The 26,200-nt window shown below is 42.0% G+C and carries 23 protein-coding genes; 1 reads left to right on the top strand and 22 read right to left on the bottom strand.

All coding sequences use genetic code 11. The features are described from left to right. Positions 1 to 330: 330 nt before the first annotated feature. Positions 331 to 1,212, top strand: coding sequence for a 4Fe-4S binding protein (locus tag TY49_RS14695; RefSeq protein ID WP_198135626.1), 882 nt, complete (start codon positions 331 to 333; stop codon positions 1,210 to 1,212). A 132-nt stretch (positions 1,213 to 1,344) separates the two neighbouring features. Here the strand turns inward: TY49_RS14695 and TY49_RS14700 are convergent, their stop codons facing one another. From TY49_RS14700 to TY49_RS14805, 22 genes are all read right to left on the bottom strand, one after another. Continuing rightward, a complete protein-coding gene (locus TY49_RS14700; protein WP_041966656.1) occupies positions 1,345 to 1,887 on the bottom strand; it encodes an outer spore coat protein CotE in 543 nt (180 codons plus the stop codon). A 286-nt stretch (positions 1,888 to 2,173) separates the two neighbouring features. Beyond that, complete coding sequence (locus TY49_RS14705; protein ID WP_041966657.1) at positions 2,174 to 2,611, bottom strand: YlbF/YmcA family competence regulator; 438 nt, start codon at positions 2,609 to 2,611, stop codon at positions 2,174 to 2,176. Position 2,612: 1 nt separating this feature from the next. Next, positions 2,613 to 4,157, bottom strand: a complete 1,545-nt coding sequence (gene miaB, locus TY49_RS14710; protein WP_041966658.1) for a tRNA (N6-isopentenyl adenosine(37)-C2)-methylthiotransferase MiaB — start codon at positions 4,155 to 4,157, stop codon at positions 2,613 to 2,615. 344 nt (positions 4,158 to 4,501) lie between these two features. Next, positions 4,502 to 5,368 carry a 2-oxoacid:ferredoxin oxidoreductase subunit beta gene (locus TY49_RS14715; RefSeq protein WP_041966659.1) on the bottom strand — a complete coding sequence of 289 codons (867 nt, stop codon included), beginning with the start codon at positions 5,366 to 5,368 and terminating at the stop codon, positions 4,502 to 4,504. A gap of 1 nt (position 5,369) precedes the next feature. Continuing rightward, positions 5,370 to 7,103, bottom strand: coding sequence for a 2-oxoacid:acceptor oxidoreductase subunit alpha (locus TY49_RS14720; protein WP_041966660.1), 1,734 nt, complete (start codon positions 7,101 to 7,103; stop codon positions 5,370 to 5,372). 297 nt (positions 7,104 to 7,400) lie between these two features. Then, positions 7,401 to 8,342 (bottom strand): dipeptidase, encoded by a 942-nt coding sequence (locus TY49_RS14725; protein ID WP_041966661.1) that lies wholly within the window; start codon positions 8,340 to 8,342, stop codon positions 7,401 to 7,403. Between the two features lie 122 nt (positions 8,343 to 8,464). Next, positions 8,465 to 8,725, bottom strand: a complete 261-nt coding sequence (gene spoVS, locus TY49_RS14730; RefSeq protein ID WP_010193268.1) for a stage V sporulation protein SpoVS — start codon at positions 8,723 to 8,725, stop codon at positions 8,465 to 8,467. Positions 8,726 to 9,199: 474 nt separating this feature from the next. Further along, positions 9,200 to 9,997 carry a TIGR00282 family metallophosphoesterase gene (locus tag TY49_RS14735; RefSeq protein WP_041966662.1) on the bottom strand — a complete coding sequence of 266 codons (798 nt, stop codon included), beginning with the start codon at positions 9,995 to 9,997 and terminating at the stop codon, positions 9,200 to 9,202. A gap of 228 nt (positions 9,998 to 10,225) precedes the next feature. After that, the gene (gene rny, locus TY49_RS14740) at positions 10,226 to 11,788 is read right to left on the bottom strand and encodes a ribonuclease Y (protein WP_041966663.1); all 1,563 of its coding nucleotides are present in this window, start codon (positions 11,786 to 11,788) and stop codon (positions 10,226 to 10,228) included. A gap of 331 nt (positions 11,789 to 12,119) precedes the next feature. Then, positions 12,120 to 13,160, bottom strand: a complete 1,041-nt coding sequence (recA, locus tag TY49_RS14745) for a recombinase RecA (protein ID WP_041966664.1) — start codon at positions 13,158 to 13,160, stop codon at positions 12,120 to 12,122. 269 nt (positions 13,161 to 13,429) lie between these two features. Next, positions 13,430 to 14,680 carry a competence/damage-inducible protein A gene (locus TY49_RS14750; RefSeq protein WP_041966665.1) on the bottom strand — a complete coding sequence of 417 codons (1,251 nt, stop codon included), beginning with the start codon at positions 14,678 to 14,680 and terminating at the stop codon, positions 13,430 to 13,432. 23 nt (positions 14,681 to 14,703) lie between these two features. Then, entirely contained in the window at positions 14,704 to 15,282 is a 579-nt protein-coding gene (pgsA, locus tag TY49_RS14755; protein ID WP_041966666.1) for a CDP-diacylglycerol--glycerol-3-phosphate 3-phosphatidyltransferase, read from the bottom strand. Between the two features lie 183 nt (positions 15,283 to 15,465). Then, positions 15,466 to 16,350 (bottom strand): helix-turn-helix domain-containing protein, encoded by an 885-nt coding sequence (locus TY49_RS14760; RefSeq protein WP_041966694.1) that lies wholly within the window; start codon positions 16,348 to 16,350, stop codon positions 15,466 to 15,468. Between the two features lie 20 nt (positions 16,351 to 16,370). Next, a complete protein-coding gene (locus TY49_RS14765) occupies positions 16,371 to 17,162 on the bottom strand; it encodes a DUF3388 domain-containing protein (protein ID WP_041966667.1) in 792 nt (263 codons plus the stop codon). 209 nt (positions 17,163 to 17,371) lie between these two features. Continuing rightward, positions 17,372 to 17,629, bottom strand: a complete 258-nt coding sequence (locus TY49_RS14770; protein ID WP_041966668.1) for a DUF3243 domain-containing protein — start codon at positions 17,627 to 17,629, stop codon at positions 17,372 to 17,374. 101 nt (positions 17,630 to 17,730) lie between these two features. After that, complete coding sequence (gene ymfI, locus TY49_RS14775; protein ID WP_041966669.1) at positions 17,731 to 18,453, bottom strand: elongation factor P 5-aminopentanone reductase; 723 nt, start codon at positions 18,451 to 18,453, stop codon at positions 17,731 to 17,733. 72 nt (positions 18,454 to 18,525) lie between these two features. After that, the gene (yfmH, locus tag TY49_RS14780) at positions 18,526 to 19,821 is read right to left on the bottom strand and encodes an EF-P 5-aminopentanol modification-associated protein YfmH (protein WP_041966670.1); all 1,296 of its coding nucleotides are present in this window, start codon (positions 19,819 to 19,821) and stop codon (positions 18,526 to 18,528) included. Next, on the bottom strand, positions 19,821 to 21,098 hold the full coding sequence (yfmF, locus tag TY49_RS14785; RefSeq protein ID WP_041966671.1) for an EF-P 5-aminopentanol modification-associated protein YfmF: 1,278 nt from the start codon (positions 21,096 to 21,098) through the stop codon (positions 19,821 to 19,823). The genes yfmH and yfmF overlap by 1 nt, the downstream gene beginning before the upstream one ends. 234 nt (positions 21,099 to 21,332) lie before the next feature. Continuing rightward, the gene (locus TY49_RS14790; protein ID WP_041966672.1) at positions 21,333 to 22,403 is read right to left on the bottom strand and encodes a GGDEF domain-containing protein; all 1,071 of its coding nucleotides are present in this window, start codon (positions 22,401 to 22,403) and stop codon (positions 21,333 to 21,335) included. A 178-nt stretch (positions 22,404 to 22,581) separates the two neighbouring features. Further along, positions 22,582 to 23,535 carry an ABC transporter permease gene (locus tag TY49_RS14795; protein WP_041966673.1) on the bottom strand — a complete coding sequence of 318 codons (954 nt, stop codon included), beginning with the start codon at positions 23,533 to 23,535 and terminating at the stop codon, positions 22,582 to 22,584. 1 nt (position 23,536) lies between these two features. Beyond that, complete coding sequence (locus TY49_RS14800; protein ID WP_041966674.1) at positions 23,537 to 24,616, bottom strand: ABC transporter permease; 1,080 nt, start codon at positions 24,614 to 24,616, stop codon at positions 23,537 to 23,539. Next, complete coding sequence (locus tag TY49_RS14805; RefSeq protein ID WP_041966675.1) at positions 24,613 to 26,136, bottom strand: ABC transporter ATP-binding protein; 1,524 nt, start codon at positions 26,134 to 26,136, stop codon at positions 24,613 to 24,615. The genes TY49_RS14800 and TY49_RS14805 overlap by 4 nt, the downstream gene beginning before the upstream one ends. Positions 26,137 to 26,200 lie beyond the last annotated feature (64 nt).

Raw genomic sequence — 26,200 nt, forward strand, 5'->3', positions numbered from 1 at the left:
CACCACCTTTCGATTACAACTTCACTATATTGCAATCAAGTTTGTGAAACAATATACATTCTGTGGATATTCCCCCATGCGTATGTGAAGGATTTCACCTAATTTAATTGTTTATTTTTTTGTGCTGATTATATAAAACTATTAAAAGACACTGAAACAAAGGGTTTATAACGCTTACAGCCGGTATGGAAATGTGAACATTCCTTTAAATATGTTTGAATATCCAGCAAACTCGCCACTTATCATGAACTTTAGTCGTAGAATAGAAGTATATGAATTATCACTCTTGAGGTGACCTATATGTCGCTACTAACCAATTGGCTCGAAAGCTTGAGCTATGAACTGGAAATATCAGAAGCGTGTTCAAAAAAGAAAAGTCCATTGAGTACCTGTACAGCTTGTATGGATGAATGTCCACAAGGTGCACTAATTATTGAAGAAGGAACTCTTAAGTTAGATGAAAAGTCTTGTTCTCTCTGCGGTATCTGCATAACGGTATGCCCGCAGCAGGCAATAAAAGGGCAGTCGCCAGCAAGGAAGGTCATCCAGGATCATCTTTTATTACAAGATGATTCCCCGCTTCCAACCTTCTTGGAATTGCTTTATTTCCATAAAAAAGGAGTCCGCTTTATTCAAAAAGCTGCTGCTGATGAGGAGTTAGAAAAACGCATAGGGAAAGTCAATGAACTTTTGAACGTCATGGAACTTGATCCAGTATTGATCACCAAGACCCTATCACTTAAGCAAGAGGCTCAACCCAAACTATCAAGACGTGGTTTTTTCACAAAACTCTCGATGGATGGCAAAAAAACTGTTCTGTCTTCAGTAACGCCAGTAAAATGGCGGTTCAATGAGGACAGCTTTAAGTCGTCTAACCTTTATAATGAATGGTCGTTACATGAAGTAAGGATACATGAGGAGAAATGCACATTATGTGAAGCCTGTTTTAACATCTGCCCTACACAGATTTTCACACTGGAGAACGATACACTAAGCATTGATGAAAAAAATTGTTCCGGATGCAAACTTTGCATGGACATATGTCAGCACAGCGGAATTCAGGTTGCTCATAGTATCCACAAGGTGCGTGAAGTTGCCTATCATGTGTATAAAAATGAATGTACTACTTGCAGAAGCAGTTATTACTCCTGGGAAGAATCAAAGGAATGTGAAATCTGCAAAAAAATCGAGAAACCAAATTTTTTCCTTTAAAGCCCTTTCAAAATAAAGAATGAGGCACCGGAACCAAAGCTGTTGCAGTTGCATAAACAGCTTCGAAACCGGTGCCTTCTCTTTGTTCACTTACAAAAAAAAACTAGGAAGTGAAAGCTTCCTAGTTCGATGTTATTCTTCCTCTCCCAGGAGGAAGTCTGGGTTCAAGTCTTCGAATTCGTCATCGTCGATGCCATGACCCCACTCGTCATCATCGCAATCGCATCCGCCTGGATGAGTGACAACACATACCTTCGTTTCACCAATGACTTCTACAAGGAATTCCCTCTCGACGTGAACGATGATTTTGTTGCCATTAGGCGAAATGACTGCTTCAATGCAGTTAGGCTGCTGCAGGACCTCTACAAGGACATCATGGTCATCCATGCAGTCAGGGTCACGGTACTTCAGCTTGATGACATCGCAGTAAGTTACTTTCTCCGTCACTACTTCAGTTTTTGTATTATCATCAAAGGAGTACCAGATGTTGGCTTCGTAAGACCCGTTTACTTCAACCACTTTCCCTACCTTTTTTGCCTTATACTTATGGTTTATGACCCAAGCGCCCAGAATGCTGCTCGGATTATGCGCTGGGTTGATCGTATGATTGGACTGCGTGAATTTGCGTCCCTTCGCTACGACGGCTTTCGTAATAATCTCTCTGTAATCTCCCATTGCGAGCGAAACCTCCTCAATCTTTTTCAATTCATCCTATGCGTGATATTAGACTAGTGTGCGATTAATTTTAGAACCGCTGGTAAAAACTTAGGCATAGTTCATTGTATGCCCATATGCCCTGAATGTTCCCGATTGATGAAAGTTGGTGGGGATTTAGATTGCATTAAAGTGACACGCACAGGGGAGGTACTTGCGAAGGCTAATCAAAAATTAAGGATTCAATCGTCAGCTATAAATAAAAAAATGGCACCTGAATATTCAGGTACCATTTACTGATCGATAATTAATGGTTGTGTGTATGGCAGCTTGCTTCGGTTTTCAGAGCTGCTCCTGTTTCACCGCGAAGTATATCTCCGCCAGTTGATGCGACTACTTCATCTGTAACCGTATTTGAAATCGTTGTGGCCACTAGCTGAAGCAATTCATTTACATCGATTTGCGACTGCTTGAATTCCTGGACCACCGGGATTTCATCAAGTTGTTGTTCTAGAGAAGCAATTTTTGCTTCAGTCTTCTTCAATGCTTCTGTTTTTCCATAGTGTTGGAAGTTAACAGCCTGTTTTTGAAGACCTTTAATAGAAGAAATAAGTGTTTTCACTTTTTCATTCTCATGGATTTGTGCTTCTGCACGCTTGAAGAAGTCAACTTCTTCTGTTTCCGCAATCATTCTTGCGATTTCTCTTGAACGCTGGATAATGTCATCTTTATTATATTTTGCCAACTTAGTTCACCTCAACTGGTTCGATTTCTTCTACCATTTCCCCGTTTAAAGACCATGTTTTTGCACCTGTGATCTTTACCTTGACGACTTTGCCGATTGCTGTTTTAGGCCCAACAAAATTGACAAGTTTCAACTTGCTTGTATAACCTGCAAGAACATCTGGATTGTTTTTGCTTTCGCCTTCTACCAGGACCTCAACAAGCTGATCCTGATATTTCTTCATAGACTGTGCAGATTGCTCATTCACAAGTGCGTTCAGTCGCTGCAGACGCTCCTTTTTCACTTCCATAGGGACATTATCCTGCATTTTAGCAGCAGGAGTTCCCTCCCTTGGAGAGTAAATGAAGGTATATGCTGCTTCATAGCCAACTTCACGAACAAGTGACAATGTTTCTTCAAACTGCTCATCCGTCTCGTTCGGATACCCTACAATAATATCCGTTGTCAATGTAACATTAGGAATTGCAGCTTTGATTTTGCGAACGAGTTCGAGATATTGTTCCCGAGTGTACTTCCTGGCCATTATTTTCAATACATCAGTAGAACCTGATTGTACTGGAAGGTGGATGTGGTCCATCAGGTTACCGCCCTTTGCCAGAACTTCAATCAAGTGATCATCAAAGTCACGCGGGTGACTGGTTGTAAAACGAATCCGCGGAATATCAATTTTACGGATTTCATCCATCAAGTCACCAAGACCATATTTCATATCTTCCAGGTCTTTTCCATAGGCGTTTACATTCTGGCCGAGAAGGGTAATTTCCTGGTAGCCCTGTGCAGCAAGCTGACGGACTTCCTGGATGATATCTTCAGGACGGCGGCTGCGTTCTTTGCCTCGTGTATATGGAACGATGCAGTATGTGCAGAATTTATCACAGCCATACATAATGTTTACCCATGCCTTAATATTGCCTTTGCGCACCTTCGGAAGGTTTTCAATTACGTCCCCTTCCTTAGACCAAACTTCTACGACCATTTCTTTGGACATGTATGCTTCTTGGAGAATATGTGGCAGGCGATGGATATTATGCGTACCAAAAATCATATCAACCTGGTTATACGTTTTTAGAATTTTGTTAACGACGGATTCTTCCTGGGACATGCATCCGCAAACTCCCAATAGAAGATCTGGCTTTTCTCTTTTAAGATGCTTCAAATGTCCAAGTTCACCGAACACCTTGTTCTCAGCATTTTCCCTGATCGCGCATGTATTCAAGAGGATAACATTCGCGTTCTCGACACTGTCAGTAGGTTCATAGCCAAGACCAAGGAAAATACCTGCCATGACTTCTGTGTCGTGCTCATTCATCTGGCAGCCATAAGTGCGGATGTAGAATTTGCGCCCCTGTCCCATGCCAATGAATTCTTCAGGGATGTCGAAGTCTTTATGATACTGGACTTCTTCCTTGCCGCGTTTTTTCGCATCCTTCAGGGAAGGAGCTGTATATACTGTTTCAAAGTACTTGCTGTAATCCTTGCTGGATTTTTTGTCCGAAGAATTTTCAGTTAGTACGTGCTGTCCTTCCAAGCGTTGATTTTCGTTCATTATAGATCTCCTTTCATTAGAAAGCGAGCAGGCAGATTGATAGAGCCTGGAGCCAGTGCTAGCTTCACAAACAGTTCTGCTTTCTACTTTTAAAAGGGCTATATTTCACCCTGAAAATATAAAATATACACATTATAATAGTATAAACTCTTCAATCAATGAACACAATAGCAGGCACTGGAAATACAGCTTTCTTGGTAAAAAAAGCCGACTTAATAAATTATATTACCTAACAGATTATTATTTTGTAGTGATGCTTGTCACTAATTCTAACAATAATAACAAAACCCCAATCTTGGTCGATTGGGGTTTTATTTCATTCCGGCTTGATTTCCGGATTTACATTACATGAATTCAGCAACTAGCTTATCAAAGTGAGCTTGATCTAGCTTCAGGTCAGCTTGAGATAGCGGAGTTTCAGAATAACCGCTGACTAGCTCCTGATAAGACTTACGCTCTGTATTTTGATAAATTAATCCAGTCACAAGACCATTGTGCTGCATCAATGTCTGCATTGCAGCTTCACGGTTTGATGGATCATACCCTTCGATGTCGCCAAGCTTTGTCAAGTTTTCCTTGAACCAATCGTAAGTGTTCACCTTGTTATATGTTACACAAGGGCTGAATACGTTGATTAATGAGAAACCTTCATGCTTGATTCCAGCCTCGATCAGAGCTGTCAAGTCCTTCAGGTCAGTTGAGAAGCTTTGTGCCACGAAAGTAGCGCCAGCCGTCAAAGCCAATTCCATTGGAGAAATGGCCTGCTCGATCGAACCTGCAGGAGTTGATTTTGTCTTGAATCCAGCAGCCGAACGCGGGGAAGTTTGTCCCTTTGTCAGACCGTAAATCTGGTTGTCCATGACAATGTAAGTGATATTGATGTTACGGCGGATCGCATGGACTGTATGTCCCATACCGATCGCGAAGCCGTCTCCGTCACCGCCGGAAGCGATAACTGTTAAATCACGGTTAGCCATCTTTACACCCTGCGCGATTGGAAGCGCACGGCCATGGATTCCATGGAAACCGTAAGAATTGATATATCCAGAGATACGGCCTGAACAGCCGATACCTGAAATTACAGCCAGGTCTTCAGGCTCTAAACCCACATTGGCAGCAGCACGCTGCATGGCTGCCTGTACAGAGAAGTCGCCGCAGCCAGGGCACCAGTTTGGTTTTACATTATTGCGAAATTCTTTAAAAGTCGCCATCCTAGAACAACTCCTTGCATTTTGTGTGGACTTCCTGCGGCAAGAATGGATTTCCGTCATATTTGAGGATCTTATGGATCTTCTCATGACTTCCGACATTCATCTTCATGATGTTTGCCAGCTGTCCTGTCGCATTGTTTTCAATAACTGCAACTTTCTTTGCAGATTGTACAAGCTGCATCATTTCATCAGCCGGGAATGGATGTACCAGGCGCACATGTGCGTGGTTTACCTTCAGGCCATCCTTCGCAAGTCTTCCCATTGCCTCTTCAATTGCACCTCTTGTAGAGTTGAAACCTACGATCAACAGATCAGCTTCCTCATGCGGAGCATTCTTGTGGATTGGCGTATTGAACTTCAGATTGCTGATTTTACGCATACGCTTATCCATTTGCGCAATACGGTTAGCAGCAGATTCCGAAGGTTTTCCTGTTTCATCATGTTCAACACCAGTAACGTGGTGGATTCCGTTCTTCATACCTGGGATAACACGTGGTGAAACACCATCTTCAGTTACTTCATAACGCTTGAAGTAGCCTTTATTATCAATTTCAGGAAGTGCTTCTGTAGCCAATTTCCCACGACGGATTTCCACTTTATCAAACTCAAGCGGTTCAACAGTCTGCTTTCCTAACGATAACTGCAGGTCAGTCAGCATAATGACAGGACACTGATATTCTTCAGCAAGGTTGAATGCTTCAGCAGCATCATAGAATGCTTCCTGGACAGTACTTGGAGCAAAGACAATTTTAGGGATTTCACCGTGTGTTCCATAAATCATCGCCATTAGGTCTGACTGTTCCTGTTTTGTTGGAAGTCCTGTTGATGGACCGCCACGCTGTGTATCTACGATGACAAGCGGTGTTTCAGTGATACCTGAAAGGCCGATTGCTTCCATCTTCAATGAAAGACCTGGTCCAGCAGAAGCTGTAATGGCACGTACGCCGCCATAGTTAGCACCGATTGTCATAGTGACAGCAGCAATCTCATCTTCAGTCTGTATCACTGTTCCGCCAAGAGCAGGAAGTTTCTTGATCAGATATTCCATGATTTCTGAAGCAGGTGTGATTGGATATGCAGCCATGAAGCGGCACCCTGCTGCTACTGCTCCAAGAGCGATTGCATCATTGCCAATCATGAACATGCGTTTCTGGCCATCAGCCTTTTCAAGCTGCATTGTCTCAGCGCCGCCTAATTGTTCTTTCGTATATTCGTAGCCAGCTTTGATGGCTTCCATATTTTTATCGACAACTTGTTGTCCTTTGCGTCCGAAAATCTCCTGGACGACTTCTTCAAAAACTTGGATATCCAAGTCTAGAACTGCACTAGTTGCACCGATGGCAACCATATTTTTCATAAGAGATGTTCCCAATTCAGTAGCCATTTCCGTAAATGGAACCGCATACATCGCAGCTTGAGTATCCTCAGGCTTTTTCGGGTCAAACTTCGCATCAGCAATAATTACGCCGTTCTCATGCAATTCTTTGTAGTTTACATCGATCGTTTCCTGATCGAAAGCTACAAGAATATCTAAATCGTCAGAAATAGATCGAACCTCTGTAGTGCTCACTCGAATCTTGTTATTTGTGTGTCCGCCCTTGATACGTGATGAAAAGTGACGGTAGCCATACAAGTAGTAGCCTAGACGGTTCAATGCAATAGAGAAAATTTCCCCGGTAGATTCAATTCCTTCTCCCTGCTGTCCGCCAACTTTCCATGAAAGTTGATTGATCATCTCTTACACCCCTTTAGATACGTAAAAAAATATGTAAAAACGCTTCGTTATTAAGTGTAGCACTTTTCCAAGTAATTCACTAGAATTAAGCGGTTTACATCTTGCATTTATTGCAGAAATCTAGCAAATGGATGGTACTAAACGCTTACAATTCTAGACCTATGTGTAAAAAAAAGCAACCCTTTCAGAATAATTATTGACGAAAATATGAATATTTTTTTATTTATTAAAATATTATAAGTTTCTTACTCTGCAACCCTTCGATTACTATGCAGAAATTCGCTGTCTCCATGGAATTTACGCTCTTTGCACAGATAATCTGGTGGCCATATTCCCATATAGGAACTTACTCACTTGTATATCAGAATAATATTTTTGCAATTCGTTCCAAAGGTTTTCATATTGTTCGTTACCCTTAAGGTTTTTTACAGTGAATTCAATTCCATCAAAGTCTGATCCAAATCCCACATGATTTTCTCCCCCGAGAGAACAAATGTGATCAAGGTGGCGGAGGACATCATCTATTGAAGCAGTATCCTTTTTACCTGATAAGAATTCTGGCACAAAGGTAACACCAATGACTGAATCTCGGTCAATCAGCTCTTTGATCTGATTATCCTTAAGATTGCGGGGATGGTGGCAAAGTGAATAACAGTTTGAATGGGATGCAAATACCCGGTCAGCTGCTTCCATTACATCCCAGAAGCCCTGTTCAGATAAGTGTGAGACATCGCAGATTGTTCTGGTTTCATTCAGAAGCTGGACAACCTGATGTCCAAACCTTGAAAGACCCGCTCCCCGTTCCTCCAGGGCACCATCAGCCACAAAATTCCCAAAGTTCCACGTTAATCCCACAGACCGTACTCCCAACCTCAACAAAGTACGTAATTTCAATAAATCCTGCCCAATCGCATCACAACCTTCCAGGGTCAGCACTGCACCAATTTCATCTTCGACGAGCAGGTCAATGTCCACCCTGTCCTTAATCAGCTTGATTTGGGGATGCGGCCTTAAGACTTTTTCATAAAATAAATCCGCCATTCGCAGTGCTGCTTCAAATTTTAGATCAGGGTGAACTGATTCAGGTACATAGATGGCAAATAATTGGATTTTGGTAGACGATGCCTTCAGCCGTTCAAGATTGACTTGCAATTCAGGGGATTTGGCAAAATCAAGCGTTGGGTCCATGAATAATTTATATAGAACATCACAATGAGCGTCATAGATTTTCACAAACATACCTCCTCTTTACATTCATAATACTCCATTCAATAAAATAAACCTGCTTGCAATAGCAAACAGGCTGAAAGTGACTATTGAAAATTCTTTAGAGTGCTAATCTATCTATAGCGCTGACGCTTTCATCTGGGTTCAACAATCAATTTAATGGCTGTCCGTTCCTCGCCATCAATCAGGATATCAGTAAATGCCGGGATGCAAATTAAATCGACTCCGCTAGGTGCTACGAACCCTCTTGCGATCGCTACTGCCTTAACGGCCTGATTCAATGCACCCGCCCCGATAGCCTGAATTTCTGCGCCCCCTCTTTCGCGCAGTACTCCAGCAAGCGCACCAGCTACAGAATTAGGATTAGATTTTGCTGAAACTTTTAATATCTCCATTCCTGGCTCCTCCTTATTTATCCCGTCCTGGACGTCTTAAGTGGACATCCAGTTTAGTCTGTTCCACTGCTACTATATTCAGGAGGAAGCCCACATATGACCTTCACTAGAAAAAAGGATTGCAATTGATGATAATGATCCTGTTTGTTAGAGTGAATTGTTTTTTTGGGGAAAGGTCTCTTTTGTCTAGGTACTTCCCTCTTGCATAGATTTGTCTCTTTTTCAATCTGCCTTCAATGGGACTTGAATGGTACCTTTATGTGGGCTTCTGGTGCATCATGAGGGTACATTTCAGCGGGAATAGCATCCTTATGCGCTCTTCTTCCTTTTTATAAGGGTATCTTTACTCCAGCTGCCCTGATATAGCCAACTCATACTGAAAACGCCTCCCATAACTAATTCAGGACAAATTAATAGACTGCAGGAATACTGGAATGAGTTCACCTGCAGCCTAAAAAAGGTTATCCATATATTTTAGTCATAAAAAGGATGATCATCATTAACAAGGATCTTCTGGATTTTCACCGCTTTGCCGGTCTTCTTATCCAAATCTATCAATACTGCAGATAGCTGATTCCTTCCATCCATAGCCACTTCAAATCGGGTTGGGAGACTTGTCATGAACCTTCTAAGCACCGCTTCTTTTTCTACTCCCAAAATTCCATCATACGGCCCGGTCATGCCTACATCAGTCAGGTAAGCTGTACCAGAGGGCAAAATCCGATCATCTGCTGTCTGAACATGAGTATGTGTTCCGACTACAGCGGAAACTCTTCCATCGAGATACCAGCCCATAGCCTGCTTTTCGCTAGTTGCCTCTGCATGGAAATCTACGAAAATGAGGGAAGTGCGTTTTCTTGCTTCCTCTATCAATTCATCTGCTTTTTTAAATGGGCAATCAAGTGGCGTCAAGAAAGTACGGCCCTGCAAATTGATTATAGCCAGTTCTTCCTGGTTGATCTTTAAATAAACGATCCCTTTTCCAGGTACTTCTTCAGGAAAATTCGCGGGCCTGACCAGGTATTTAGCATTATCAATGAATTCAAAAATATCACGATTATCCCATGCATGGTTTCCTAGAGTTACCGCTTGGGCACCCTGCTCAAGAAACTGACGATAAATCTTTTCGGTAATCCCTTTACCGCTCGCTGCATTCTCACCATTTATGATCGTAACAGTCGGGCGAAATTTCCCCTTTAGCTTTGGCAGGTATTCCGTAATCATATCCCTGCCCGGGGAACCTACAACATCCCCTACGAATAAAATTCTCATTGCATTCACTTTCCTGTCTATAAATTAAGATATTTAGGTGTAGCTCTTTTCTCAAACACTATTGTATTAAGCTCCAGTTCTTATGAGCCGCCTAGGAAATTAAAGCCCCGAATCTTTAACACATGTAAAACATCCATTATTAAAATTGTACCATAACATCGAGATTAGAGGAAAACCATCAGAACAGAACTATTTGACCAATATAAAAAGCGGCGCCGAAGCACCGCTTTATTTTGCATATTCAACTGCCCGTGTCTCACGGATAACTGTAACTTTGATATGTCCAGGATAATCGAGCTCTTCCTCGATTTTCTTGCGAATATCACGTGCGAGGCGATGTGCCTGCAAGTCATCAATTTGATCTGGCCTAACCATGATCCTGATTTCTCTACCAGCCTGAATAGCGAATGATTTCTCGACTCCCTCATAGGACTCTGAAATCTCTTCCAGCCTTTCGAGACGGCGGATATAGTTTTCAAGCGCTTCACTGCGGGCTCCAGGCCTTGCAGCTGACAATGCATCAGCAGCAGCGACAAGTACTGCAATAATCGAAGTAGGCTCAGTATCACCATGGTGGGAAGCAATACTGTTGATAACAACAGGATGTTCCTTATACTTAGTAGCCAGCTCAACGCCAATTTCAACGTGGCTGCCTTCTACCTCATGGTCGATCGCCTTACCGATGTCATGCAGGAGTCCTGCGCGGCGAGCTAATGTTTCATCTTCACCTAGCTCTGCAGCAAGCAATCCGGACAATTGAGCTACTTCCATTGAATGCTTAAGTACATTCTGTCCATAGCTTGTACGATACTTCAAGCGGCCAAGAATCTTGATAAGATCTGGATGCAGTCCGTGTACTCCCACTTCGAAGGTAGTCTGTTCCCCAACCTCTCGAATGTGTTCATCAACTTCACGGCGCGCTTTCTCAACCATTTCCTCAATTCGAGCCGGATGAATACGTCCATCCTGGACAAGCTTCTCAAGAGCTAGACGGGCTGTTTCACGTCTGATTGGGTCAAATCCGGAAAGGATAACTGCTTCCGGAGTATCATCAATAATGAGATCAATTCCAGTCAACGTTTCCAGGGTGCGGATATTTCGTCCCTCACGTCCGATAATGCGCCCTTTCATTTCATCATTCGGAAGATTTACAACTGATACAGTCGTTTCAGCAACATGATCTGCTGCACATCTTTGAATGGCCAGTGAAAGTACTTCTTTCGCTTTCTTATCGGATTCTTCTTTCGCCCTGTTTTCGTTTTCCTTAATCATTAGTGCAATGTCGTGAGCAAGTTCTTGCTCAGTTCGCTCCAAAATGATGGATTTAGCCTCATCACGCGTTAAGCCCGAGATGCGTTCTAGTTCAGTCTGCTGATTTCGTACCATCTCGTCCACTTTGCTTTCCATCTCTTCAATATGCTGTTGTCTTTTGGAAAGAGCGTCATCTTTTTTCTCTAAAAGATTCTCACGTTTGTTCAACGACTCATCTTTACGATCAAGATTCTCCTCTTTTTGCAATAAACGATTTTCTTGTTTTTGCAGTTCATTTCTTCGTTCACGAATTTCACGCTCTGCTTCTGAACGCAGTTTGTGATTTTCATCCTTAGCCTCCAGCAGGGATTCCTTTTTCATAGCCTCTGCTTCACGCTTCGCATCTTCAACAATTTGTTCTGCGGCGTTTTTGGCACCTGCAATTTTTGCTTCCGCAACGGATTTACGATAAAAATAGCCAACAACTGCACCGACGAATAGGCCAAGCAAAATGGAGATGATTGAAATAATTAGATCCATCATTTTCACCTCCTCTTGCTATGAACTTGTGTTACGTTTTTTAAAGTGTCGGCATGTACATTGTTACAAGCATCAATATACAGCTCAAATGCTTTTAAACGTTTTTAATACCATGAAAATGTAAAATATACATTTTTAATTGTAAAGCTGTCAAATTTTATTGTCAAGGGTTTGTCCCATAACGGTTCTATTGGTTTGATTAATTATTCAATCAATTATTATTTTTGTGCTTCGCCGGAAGATTTTCGTTCCAGGCGCTTCACTGTAAGCAAAAACACAAACAAGGTCTCCTAGCTTTCAGGAGACCTTGATCATAAACATAGATAATCTATTAATCCAATTTGAGTTCTTCCTGGTCTTCATCAGTTTCAGTTACAGTGAACTCGCCATCAAGACCATAGTGATTACGGATCTTCTGTTTGACTTCAAGACGAATGGACGGATTCTCTTTAAGGAAAAGCTTCGCATTTTCCCTTCCCTGCCCAAGACGCTCACCATTATAGGAATACCATGAACCGCTCTTATCGACGATATCAAGGTCTGAACCCATGTCGATGATTTCTCCCTCTTGGGAAATCCCTTCACCATACATAATATCCACTTCTGCTGTACGGAACGGAGGAGCTACCTTGTTCTTAACAACTTTAATCCTTGTTTTGTTACCAACCATGTCGTTACCCTGCTTCAATGTTTCTGCACGGCGTACTTCAAGACGCACGCTTGAATAGAACTTCAATGCACGGCCGCCTGGTGTTGTTTCAGGGTTACCGAACATAACGCCGACTTTTTCACGAATCTGGTTAATGAAGATTGCAATAGTCTTAGACTTGTTGATCGCACCGGAAAGCTTACGTAATGCCTGGGACATTAAACGAGCCTGAAGACCGACGTGGGCATCACCCATCTCACCTTCAATTTCAGCCTTAGGAACAAGAGCTGCAACGGAGTCAACAACAATAATATCAATTGCTCCACTTCGCACAAGTGCTTCTGCGATTTCCAAAGCCTGTTCTCCTGTGTCCGGCTGGGAAAGAAGAAGTTCATCGATATTTACACCAAGCTTTTGTGCATATACAGGGTCCAGAGCATGTTCGGCGTCTATGAAAGCCGCCTGTCCGCCATTAGCCTGTACTTCTGCAATCGCATGAAGCGCAACAGTTGTTTTACCTGAACTTTCAGGTCCGTAGATTTCAACAACACGCCCGCGAGGATATCCGCCTATTCCCAGTGCGACATCCAGTGCAAGGGATCCACTAGGAGAAGTAGATATCTTTGTGTCTGTCTTCTCTCCTAATTTCATAACTGAGCCTTTACCAAATTGCTTTTCAATCTGTTTTAACGCCATATCTAAGGCAGCTTGACGATCACTCACTCAAATTCCTCCTTATTATATAAAAACGAACCAGCATACTGCTTGGCCGCAAATCTCTTATTTAAAGCCTACTATTACTATACCTTTTTCCTAGGTGTTTGTCTATTAAAAAATCGAACATTTATTCGTTTTTTTTAGAACAAGGGAAATTGAGAAAATTGAATTTCATGTGAATGTTTCACTAGTTTTCAAACAAACTGTACCCTTTAAAAGAGGATTTTCGCAAGAAATCTTTCTTTTTTGTACCCTAATTAATAAAACACGGAAGTTCATAACTTCCGTGTTCCTGATAATCTATTAATTATAATCTGGGAGCCAAACTTTACAGCCCTTTTCCTGATAGCGGTGCGGGAGCCACTCAGGCTAAGTTTTTCTGAATGGACTGGTTGGCCTTTTACGTGTAGCCCGATAAATAAGGTCCCTGGAGGATGACCTTCCAGGCTGTCGGGACCTGCTACTCCGGTAAAACTGATGCCGATGTCAGAGTTGGTAAGCGATGCAGCATTCATTGCTAGCTCTTCCGCACATTCACCGCTTACAGCCCCATACTTCTCAATTGTTTCCGGGTTAACCTTAACAAGTCCTATTTTGGCTTCGTTCGAGTAACAAACCAAGCCGCCTTTGAAAAGGCTGCTTGCACCGGAGACTGAAGTCAATTCCTGCTGGAACATTCCGCCTGTCAAGCTTTCAGCCGCTGATACCGTCAAGTTTTTGTTTTTCAATAGTTTCGAAAGCTCGATCATTAACGAAGTTTCATCGTAACCATAAAAATACTCACCGACTCTGTCCATGATTTCTGCTTCCACTCTATCAATCAATGCTTGTGCTGTGTCTTTGGAATCATCCCTGGCCGTAAGTCTCAGTGTAACTTCCCCGTCACCAGCCAAAGGGGCGATGGTTGGATTGCCCTGCTTGTCAATCAAATCTTCTATTTCCGATTCAAGGGCTGCCTCTCCGATTCCAAAAAATCGCAGGACCCTTGATTCAATTTTAGCCTGATTGCCGGTCATGCTTTCTATAGCCGGCTGGCCATATTTCAAGAACATTGGCTCCATCTCGGATGGTGGTCCTGGCAGAAGCATGAACTTGCTGTCTGCTGTTGCCAGGAACATTCCCGGTGCCATGCCATGTTCATTTTTCAGGACGGTTGATCCCTCAATCACGAGAGCTTGCTTCCTGTTATTTTCAGTCATTACCCTGTTCGTTTTTTCAAAATACAATTCGATGGACCTCATCGCTTCTTCATTAAGAACAAGCTGTTTTCCAAGCTGCCCAGCAATTGTATCTTTTGTCAGGTCATCTTTAGTTGGACCTAAACCGCCAGTGAAGATAATCAGGTCTGCGCGTTCCCGTGCAATTCCCATCGCGTTCTTCAATCGATCAGGATTATCCCCCACGACCGTATGGTAGAAAACATTGATTCCCAGGTCGGCAAGCTGCCTGGAAAGGAATCTGGCGTTTGTATTGACGATTTGCCCAAGGAGCAACTCAGATCCCACAGCAATGATTTCGGCATTCATATCTTTTCCCCCTGACAAAATCATTATTTGGAATTACGGAACACTTGCATATTTTTAGCGAAGTAATCCCATCCGGACCAAATTGTAAAGATCATCGCCACCCATAATGCAATATCTGCAAACGGAATAGAGAATGCTTCAAAAATGATATTGTGCAGCAACAGCGCGGAAATTGCCACTGTTTGTGCCCACATTTTAATTTTGCCAGGCATTTTTGCTGCAACAACCTCACCACCGCCTGCTAGCAGTAAACGAAGTCCTGTCACCGCAAACTCCCGACTGATAATAATGATGACAATCCACGCAGGGGCATACCCCAGTTCAACCAACACAATTAATGCAGAGGAGACAAGCAGTTTATCCGCGAGGGGGTCAAGAAATTTCCCAAGATTGGTAACTAGATTGTGCTTTCGTGCCAGATAGCCGTCAACCCAGTCTGTCACAGACGCAAATATATAAATTAGCGCTCCCACAAAATGAGTGACCGGCATGGTTGTGCCAAGAAGGGAAATTTCCCCCCATGAAAATGGGACAATCATAATGATCATGAATAACGGAATCAATAAAATTCGTGAAACCGTAATTTTATTTGGCAAGTTCATATACTTTTCCTCCAGATGAAAAATTACAAAGCCATTACATTGACTTCTTTCATTATATCCAATATGTATAAATCATCATTAAATATGCCTACTATAATTTTAGCCCGTATAAACAAAAGTCCATACGGGCATTTTGATAAATCCTAGTTTTAAATGGCTCTTCAAAACACAAAGCCTTTAAACTTATTTCACGAAATTAATCGTAATCTCCTGGGTCATAACCTCTTCAGGAGGTACTGCATATTCAAGCTTTTGGTCATTTACATAGATTTCGGTATCTGGAGCAAAGCCAACTTTGATCAAAGCCTGAGTATCGTTTGTCAGGTCAGCGGTCTCGCTGACTTTAACATCTTTATTCAACTCTTCGCCAAAATAAGTCTTGCCTGCCCCGTTTTTAACACTGACCCATGTCCTGCCTAAAGAAACAACCTTCACGACGAACTTGTCTGTATTCTTCAATTCATATACCGTATTGCTGCCGGTGTTCGAGGCAACCGTAAGCTCCTGCGCAGGTGTTTCTGGCTCGGCTTCCTCTTCAACTGGTTCTTCTTCCTCTGCAGTATCTTCTTCCTCGCCTGTACCATCGTCACCGCTATCATCTGCAAAGTCATCAGTCTCTTCAAAATTAGGTTTGCTCTTGTCTGTATTTGCAGGCTGGTCAGCTCCATCACCTGCACTCTTGACAATAAGATACCAAACGAGGGCAATGGCACCAATCATGAATATGGCAATTAGTATTTTCGGTAAGAAGTCTAAGACTTTCGAAGTCTCCGGAGAGATGCTTTTCCTCGACTGGACACGGGAAAGCTGGTCAGGCAACTCTTCGTTGTATGTAGATGGAATTTCATTTTTGTGCTGCTCAAACAGTTGTTCTGGATCAAGCCCGACAGCTTCAGCATATTGTTTTATGAATGCACGGACATAAAACTTTCCTGGCATCATTGAATAATTGCCCTCTTCAATACCAAGAAGGTAGCGCTTTTGTATTTTCGTGATGGACTGCAGTTCGTCCAGGCTGAGGCCCTTAGCTTCACGTGCTTCCTTTAATATATTTCCTAACTCAGTCACGATAACACCTTCCAATACTGTTAAAAATCAAATCCTCCAAAATCAGAATCGGTAAACATGTGATTCTTCTGAACCATGTCATAAACGATTTCTTCATCAGGATTATTGCGAAGTTCAATAATATAATCAAAATCATCCATTGTATATTCTGTGTTTTGGACAAAAATATCCGGATGTTCCACAACTTTCACCGCAGGCAGGCGCATAATTTCCCTGACAAGCTGCCAGTGCTTTTCATTTGCCCTCCTTGTGGAAACGATTCCATCAATAATAAATAGGTTTTCTGCGTTATATTCATCTTCAATCAATTGATTCCGTATTGTCTGTTTCAATAATGTTGAAGAAACAAACAACCAGCGCTTATTTGCACAAACGCTTGAAGCCACAACCGATTCTGTCTTGCCAACTCGCGGCATCCCGCGGATCCCAATCAGCTTGTGCCCCTCCTGCTTAAACAATTCTGCCATAAAATCGACGAGTAGTCCAAGCTCATCCCTTACAAACCGGAATGTTTTTTTATCATCTGCGTCACGCTGTATATACCTGCCGTGTCTGACTGCCATTCGGTCACGAAGCTTGGGTTCACGGATTTTAATTACCCTTATTGTATCCATTGTATTCAAAATTGACTCTAAACGCTCAATTTGGTCATCATCTTTCGCAAGGATCAACAGACCACGTCTACCTTCATCGACTCCATTGATCGTAACAATGTTGATGGACAGCATACCAAGCAAAGAGGATATATCACCTAGCAGTCCTGGACGGTTAATCACTATTTCATATTCCAAGTACCATTCTTTCTTTTCCATCGTTCTCCTCCTCTGCTATAAGGTCACTTGATTGCGACACATTTTGACATCAAATATCTAGCTACTATATTATATGATTTTCAAGGAAGATGAAAGGAAAAACAAGCCAGAAGTTAAAAGTAAAAAAAAGCCGTGTATATGTTTCTATTTCAAGAAAGGGACAATAAAAAAAGAGAGGATTCTGGATGTCCTCTCTCAAATCTAACACATTATTTAGTGCCGTTGTTCTGTACAAGTTTAACCATCATTGTAGCGATGGCATGCTGTTCTTCCGGGCTTGCCACTGACCAAAGGTCTGCAAGCACTCTTTCCTGCTCATTTTTAGGATCGACGTTCTGAGCAAGATAGTCCCCGATCTGGTAGGCAAGGTCTCCCATAACTTCTTTATTCATTCCCTGGTCCTGCGCCTGATGAAGGCGGTCTCCCAAGAAATCCTTCCACTGATTCCAATTATCCAATACGGACATATTGACAACCTCCTTGTCTAAAATAGTACAAGGTTATTTTGCATACGAACGACAATTATTATTCATTACAGTACATGTTTTGAAAAATTGTCACATGTCCGTCACGTTAGCCAGCCACCATTCACTGCCAGGACCTGTCCTGTTATATAGGAGGACTTTTCAGATAACAGGAATTCAACACTACTTGCTACTTCTTCAGCTGAACCCAAACGTCCTGATGGAATATCCTCGGTAATGCCCTTGATCTCCTCATTGGTGAATCCTTCAACCATCGGGGTTTGAATGGCACCTGGAGCTACGGCATTCACCCTGATCTTGGAGCTTGCCAGCTCTTTGCTCAGAGCTTTGGCGAAGGCTATTTGCGCGCCCTTCACAGTCGAGTAGGCTACTTCATAGGATGCGCCTGTCTGTCCCCATATCGATGACACGGTGACGATACTTCCACTCCCCTTGGCCCTTAGCTTTGGAATAAGCTTTTTTGTCAGCATCAGCGGGGATACAACGTGAATCTGTATAAGTTCCTCTAAATCATTTTCCTCTAAGTCCTCAACAAGTCCGTATAAGGCATTACCCGCATTATGTACAATTGCATCAAGCGAAAAAATATTGGCAGCTAATTCCAAGTATCCTGATTTTGATGCCAGATTTGCCTTTATTGGTATATACTCACCGCCAAGGTGTTCAATCTGGTCCACAAGTTCTTCTACCCCTTTTTCATTCTGGTTAAAGTGCAAGTAAAGCGAATAACCTTCTGATGCAAGCTTCATGGAAATCGCCTTGCCAATCGCTCCACTTGCTCCTGTTACGAGCGCGAATTTCTTCATATTCTTCCTCTCCAAATACCTCATTAAATAATGCGCCGGTTAGGACCGGCGCACATCTCATTGAAAGGTGGGTTATTTCTTATCTTTTGGCACTACCTGACAAACCGTGAATCGCTCTTCGGCAATCAGCTTGTCAGCCGCCTGCTTGATATCGTCTAGCGTCAGGCTTTCAAGTACTGGAACAACATCAAACAGATCCATATCATTGAAAGCGTATCGTGTGAATTGGTTCGCTATATATTCAGGTGAATTGACCGCCCTGAGGAAAGCTCCTATTTTTTTCTTTTTTGTTCTTTCGAGGTTGTCATCTGTCAATCCTCGTCCGGCCTTTGCATCCATCAGCATGGTTTCAAGCTTACTGGCAAGGACATCAGGTTCGTTTGTATCACCGCCAACCATCGCAAAACCAAATCCCTGCTCCTCCGTATAATCGTATGAAAATGTGTCATCGATTAACCCAGAGCCGTATAACTCGGTGTAGTTCTCAGAACTTTTACCAAAAAGTATATCCAGCATCACATTGATCGAAAGCTCTTTTTTCAACATCTCCTTGCCTGACTCAGTTGGGGCGGCCGCCTTGATGCCAACAAGGCACTTTGACGTCTGGACATTCATTTTTAGAACCTGTTTCTTTTCAGCAACCCCAGCCTGTTCCTCATCAAATACGCGCTTGATTTCAGGCTGGTTCTTGTATTCCTTCTTCCCCTGGTTCTCTTTTATCAAGCCCATGATTTCATCAGGGTTAACTTGACCAACTACGAACAATAACATATTACTTGGATGGTAGAAGGTTTCATAGCATTCATACAGCATATCTTTCGTAATATCGGAAATCGATTCAATCGTACCTGCGATATCAATGCTTACCGGATGGTTCTTATACATATTCTGGATCAGGCCAAAATACAATCTCCAATCAGGGTTGTCATCATACATCGTGATTTCTTGCCCGATGATTCCCTTTTCTTTTTCAACTGTCTTCTCTGTAAAATATGGTTCCTGAACAAAGTCAATCAACGTCTCCAGGTTCTTCTCTACATTGGATGTACTGGAGAACAAATAAGCTGTCCTCGTGAAGGAGGTGAATGCGTTCGCAGAAGCACCCTGTTTGCTGAACTGCTGGAACACGTCCCCATCTTCCTTTTCAAACAATTTATGCTCAAGGAAATGAGCGATGCCATCGGGCACCTTCACATAATCATCCTTTCCCGGCGGAAGGAAGTGATTATCGATCGACCCGTATTTAGTTGTAAAAGTAGCATATGTTTTATTGAAGCCTTTTTTCGGAAGGATGTAGACATCAAGCCCATTATTCAGCTTTTCGTAGTACATTTCTTCCTGAAGCTGTTCAAAAGTGATCTTCTCCATTATTTGTCCGCCTCCAATCCAGTTAAGAAGTAGACCGTATCAAGCTGAACCTTTTTGGCTACATCAACGATTTCTTCTTTTGTGGTTTTACTCATGCCCTGAAGCCAGTCATCGAGGCTGACATTTTGATGTGATACAACATTATGATACAAGACCTCTACCATCCCTCTTGCAGTATCCATTGTTTCAAGCATTTGGTTTTCAATCACTGCCTTTGTTTGTTCGATTTCCTGGTCAGTAAAATCGCCTGCTTGCATTGCTTCCATTTGTTCACGGATTATTTTTACAGCCAGCTCGAAATTTTCAAATTCAATGCCTGACATTACCATCATCAAACCTTTATGGCTTTCAAGGCGGCTTGCGACGTAATAGGCAAGACTATTTTTCTCCCGGACATTCAAGAAAAGCTTGGAATGTGAAAAGCCTCCAAAAATTCCGTTGAAAACCTGGAGAGCATAATAATCGTTATCACCATAAAGTACATTTGTTCGGTAGCCTATATTCAGCTTTCCTTGTTTGACATCCTCCTGATCCTTGACAGTTTTCTCTTCGACATGGGCATCTTTAACAGGCTCAACGAGTTTCGGTGTGCGCTGGTCAAATTGCAGGAGTTCTTCGGCAATCGACTGGACTTCTGTCTCATCAACATCTCCGATAATGAACAAGTCAAGCTCATCTTCTGCAAAGGCTTTTTTATAGTATTCATAGAGATTCTTCTCATCGATTTGCGGAATGTCATCAATCTCGCCATTGACATGGAGCGCATACGGTTCATCCTTGCACATTTCCTGGACGAGCCTGAAATTGGAGTATCGCATTTTATCATCATAGACAGCCTGAATTCGCTGCTTTAACGTTCTTTTTTCCTTTTCGACAGTTTCTTTGTCAAAAGCCTCATTATCTGCAAGCGGATTCACTAAAATTTCCGCCATCAATTGCATTCCTTTTTTCAGTAAAGGGTTACGGTCGCTTAAAAATTTTTCATTGGCAATTTCCAATGAAAAACTGAGGACCTGATACTCTCCCTTTTTTGAAACATCAACAAATAAATTTGCTCCGTAAAGCTCATCAAGATAGGAACGAAACTTTGAAGTGGAAGGGTAAGCCTTAGAGTTGCTTTGCAGTACGTAAGGGAGCAGCGCCCTTTTTGTTGCATCCTCACTGGTAAGCGGTGCCTTCATCTTCCAAACAATTGTATTCGTCTTGAATTTTTCGGTTTTAACAATATGGAGCTTGTAGCCTTTCATATCCTTGATACTTTCTGAAATGACAGCCATTGAAATCCTCCTTTATTTATAACACCAGGACTTGCTTACAATCATTCTTCTTCACATCATTGATGAAAATAAAACATTCTTCTGTGTTATGTATACGTTGTGAAGTCTATATTTAATATTCCAATAAATATACTCTAACTATACCTTTGACATTCAGGCTAATTCAAGGAATTGGCAGCCAATACGGCAAAAGCTCCCCAATTGGGAAGCTTTTATTGCTTTGAAGCGGCTATTTCATCTATAGCTTTCGAATAATAATATGTATGTATGTCCTGATTCAAATTTCACCTGATTTTTTCCGTTTGCTTTTGCACTGTACAAAAGCTGGTCTGTGTATCCAAGTAGTTTATCCGGCAAAACCTCACCTTTTGAAGCAGCAATCCCAAAGCTCATTGTGACACTAATGCATTCTTTACTGAATTTCTCAGATGACAACCTTCCATATAGGTCATCAAAAAAACTAATCTGCCTGTTTTCCTCTGTGTGCGGTAATAGAAAGGCAAACTCTTCTCCACCATAACGGAAGGCCTGTGCATCGTAATCATCAGCCAGGTCCCGAAAAATCCCGCCTAAGTTTTTTAAGATTTCATCTCCTGTCAAATGGCCAAACTGATCATTGATTTGCTTGAAGTGATCGATATCTCCCATCACAAGCAAGAAGTTTTGCCGAGCACTCGTCATATTTCTTAGTTGTTCTTGGAAATGCCGATGATTGTATAAGCCTGTTAAATAATCAGTGAACATCAATTCATGAAAAATTTCCTTCTGTTTCAAATGCTTCCTTTCACGAATGACGATTAACGACCCGAACCCACCGATAATCCATATGAAAACGAGATTTAAAATAAAGACAAACGTTGTATTAAAATCAAATTGAGCCTGTACAGCAAAGATAGTTGAGTATCCTGCTGTCAACGAAATCGAGGATAAAATTGCCCCTTTTGTTCTCCAGTAAATGGTCGCATGCATGACAACCAAATAAGCAATCGGAAAAAGCGGCGATAAGACTCCATTCGTCAAGGCAAGAAGCCACATCAGCGCAATATAATCAAAAATAATACCGGCTTTCGTAAGTAAATTGAAATACTCGTTTACCGCCGACATTTTAATCAAAGCAACCTGAGTCACGGCCATGTAGACAAATCCTATCACCAACAATATAGGAAATGTTTCTTTAGTGAAATTAAGCCTGTCCGCCAGAGGGGGGAAATAAAATACCATAATCCCTACCAACAAGAATATCCAGCGTAAATAAGAAAAGATTTTTTCTGTTTCACGATCATCCATATATAATGATAGTTTCATATGCATGCCCTCTTGACGATATTATTTTTAGCAAACTTTTCCTTTATATTAACACATATGGAAGATTTATTCTAAAAGGAATATACAATTTCATATGGTATTTTATTCGTTAATAATATAAAAGTGACAAAATAAAAGAGGCACCTTGAGCAGGTACCTCTTTTTACAGTATAAAAGCTTAGCGTTTTCCACTGTCAAATGTTTCTCCAACAGCCTTTGGTGCTTGTGATGACTTGGAGAATATAACAAGTGCGATTAGCGTCACTACATATGGGAAAATCTTCAACAAGATCGGTGGAATAACAGCCAACTCAGGAATTACTTGAGAGACGTTTGCAATCGTACTAGCAAATCCAAAGAATAATGTCGCTGCCAGCACGCCTAGCGGTTTCCACTGACCGAAAATCAAGGAAGCTAGTGCAAGAAAGCCCAGACCTGCAACGGTTCCTGTGAATTCACCTGACTGCGTGACAATAATCAAGGCTCCGCCCAATCCAGCGAAAGCTCCAGAGATTAGTACGCCGCTGTAACGGACTTTCCTGACATTGATTCCTGCTGCTTCAGCAGCCTGCGGGAATTCACCACATGATCTTAAACGAAGTCCAAACCTTGTTTTATATAAAATGAATGAACTTACGAAAAGAATAGCTAATACAAGCCATGTTGTAGGATAAGTTTTTGTAAAAAATAAATCTCCAATCACTGGAATATCAGATAGAAAAGGAACATTTGATGGTGAAAAACCGCTTGAAATCCTTATGTTTCCACTTCCAGTGATATTTCGTGCAAGGAACACGGTCAGGGCAGTGGCAATCATATTGATTGCCGTACCACTGATGATTTGGTTTGCATTCAGATTAATGCTCGCAAACGCATGCAAGATGGAGAAAAGTATACCAGCAAGTACAGCAGCCAGCAATCCAAGCCATAGTACCAATGTGTGGTTGTCCAATACGCCGCTCAGGTAATGGATGGACAGAGCGCCAGAGAAGGCTCCAATGACCATTAATCCCTCGAGGGCAATATTAACAATACCGCTTCTTTCACTAAAAAGTCCGCCCAGCGCCGTAATAAGAAGAGGAATTGTAAAGATAATCGCGTAAGGAAAAATTTGTTCTATTATTGACCACATCTTATGAATCTCCCTTCTCGACTACAGGACCACTTTTATCTTCTTTGTTTGATTTTTTCGCCTTGAATTTGTTCAATAGACGTTCAATCATTACACTTGTTGCAGCAAAATAAATGATGATCGCGATAATGGTATTTGCCAATTCAGGTGGAATTTCAGTCATAGCATTCATGAACCCAGTACCTGAGTATAATATCCCGAACAGCACTGCTGCGAAGAATACACCTACAGGATGGTTTGCACCGAGAAGAGCGACCGCGATGCCATCATAACCCTGCGCAGGCAGAATACCAATTTGAATGCTTGAAGCATTTCCTGTATATAATGCTACCCCACCGACTCCAGCAAGTGCACCTGAAATCAACATGGATAAGATGATGTTGCGGTTAACTTTCATACCTGCATATTCAGCAGCGAATCTGTTAAATCCAACTGCCTTCAACTCAAATCCAAGGGTTGTCTTTTCGATGATGAAGGCAATAATGATTACTGCGATGACTGCAAGAAACAGACCTAAGTTAATATAAGATCCATCAAACATCTCTGTAAGGAATGGAGTTCGCAAAGTATCTGATTCTGCTAGTTTTTTAGATTCTGTCTCAAGGAATTCTCCCTTGAAATAACCTGGTACAATATAGTAAATTGTCCAGTAGGCGATCCAGTTCATCATGATTGTCGAAACAACCTCATGCACATTGAACTTTGCTTTAAGCAAACCGGGAATGAATGCCCATAAGGCACCGGCCACCAGACCTGCAAGGACCATTACCAAAAGAAGGATTGGCCTGGATAAATCGAAGGTCAAGGCAACTGCTGTCGCAGCAAGGCCACCAACCAGCATTTGTCCGGATGCCCCAATGTTAAAAAGACCTGTGCGGAAAGCAAAAGCGACAGACAAACCAGTGAATATGAGCGGAGTTGCTGTTGCTAAAGTATTACCGATACGCTCTAAGTTTTTCAATGCTCCTTGAAGTAAATAGGAATAGCCTTCAATCGGATTGCTGCCGATGAACAGCATCAAAATGCCACCAGCCACCAGACCTAGAATAATAGATATTAATGATACGATGGTATTTCTCATATGCTTCTCTCCTTACCCACGCCTGCCATCATAAGACCAACTTCATTTTCATTTGTTTCCGCAGCGATTACCTCGCCTACAAGCTCACCATTATTCACGATGGCGATACGGTCTGAAAGCTGCAGGACCTCGTCAAGCTCTAATGAAATAAGAAGTACTGCATTCCCTTTGTCGCGATGCTCAATAATCCTTCTATGGATATATTCAATGGAACCTACATCCAAACCACGAGTCGGCTGGACAGCAATCAAGAGTTTTGGATCCAGCTCAAGCTCTCGGCCGATGATTGCTTTCTGTTGATTTCCACCAGAAAGAGTCCTGGCAATCGAGGAAGCACCTTCACCTGAACGTACATCGAAGTTTTCGATGATATTTTGAGCATACGCTTTCATAGCAGGGAAATTCAATAGTCCTCGCTTAGAGAAAGGCTGCTTGTTATAAATTTGAAGCACCATATTTGATACAAGTGAGTAATCCAAAACAAGACCGCGCTTTTGCCTGTCTTCCGGAATGTGGCTAATTCCTTTTTCATTCCGCTGACGGATTGGAAGGTTCGTGATTTCTTCGCCACTGATTAAAATCGTCCCAGACTCAGCTTTTCTTAAGCCAGTGATTGCTTCAACTATTTCTGTCTGTCCATTGCCTTCAACACCAGCAATACCGACTATTTCTCCAGCTCGCACTTCCAATGAAAAATCCTTCAAGCCCATAACTTTTCTATTATTTTTAACTGATAAAGAATCTATTTTAAGTACCACTTCACCAGGGGTACTTTCTTTCTTATCCACTTTGAAAGAGACATGACGTCCGACCATCATTTCGGCAAGACTAGCCTCACTGGATTCTGCCACATTGACAGTTCCAATTCCTTTTCCGCGGCGAATTACTGTACAGCGGTCAGCAACTGCCTTTATTTCCTTCAGTTTATGAGTGATAATAATAATAGACTTACCTTCGTTAATAAGATTACGCATGATTTTCATCAATTCATCGATTTCTACTGGTGTAAGAACAGCTGTTGGCTCATCAAGAATCAGTACATCTGCTTCGCGATAAAGCATCTTCAAAATTTCTACCCTTTGCTGCATACCTACTGAAATATCTTCGATTTTCGCATGAGGATCTACATTCAAACCGTAGTGCTTTGATAATTCTTCAATTCTTTTTGCGGCTTTATCAATATCGAGTACCATGCCCTTAAGCGGCTCACTGCCCAATATGATGTTTTCTGTTACAGTGAAATTTTCAACCAGCTTAAAATGCTGGTGAACCATCCCAATACCTAAACGGTTTGCAACATTAGGATTAGTAATCTTCACTTCTTTGCCATTTACTTTTATTAAGCCTCGTTCAGGCTGATACATGCCGAACAGAACACCCATCAGGGTTGACTTTCCTGCACCATTCTCACCTAGTAGTGCATGTATTTCCCCTTTTTTAAGGGTAAGGGTAATATTATCGTTGGCTACGATACCCGGAAACTCTTTCCGAATATTCAACATCTCAACTACATAACTCATAGTAGCACTCACCTTTGTATTAGACTCTATACCTATTAAGAATAGCGTAAGCGCCTTGGTCAGC

The organism is Mesobacillus selenatarsenatis SF-1, assembly GCF_000813125.1.
GTDB classification, from domain to species: Bacteria; Bacillota; Bacilli; order Bacillales; family Cytobacillaceae; genus Mesobacillus; species Mesobacillus selenatarsenatis.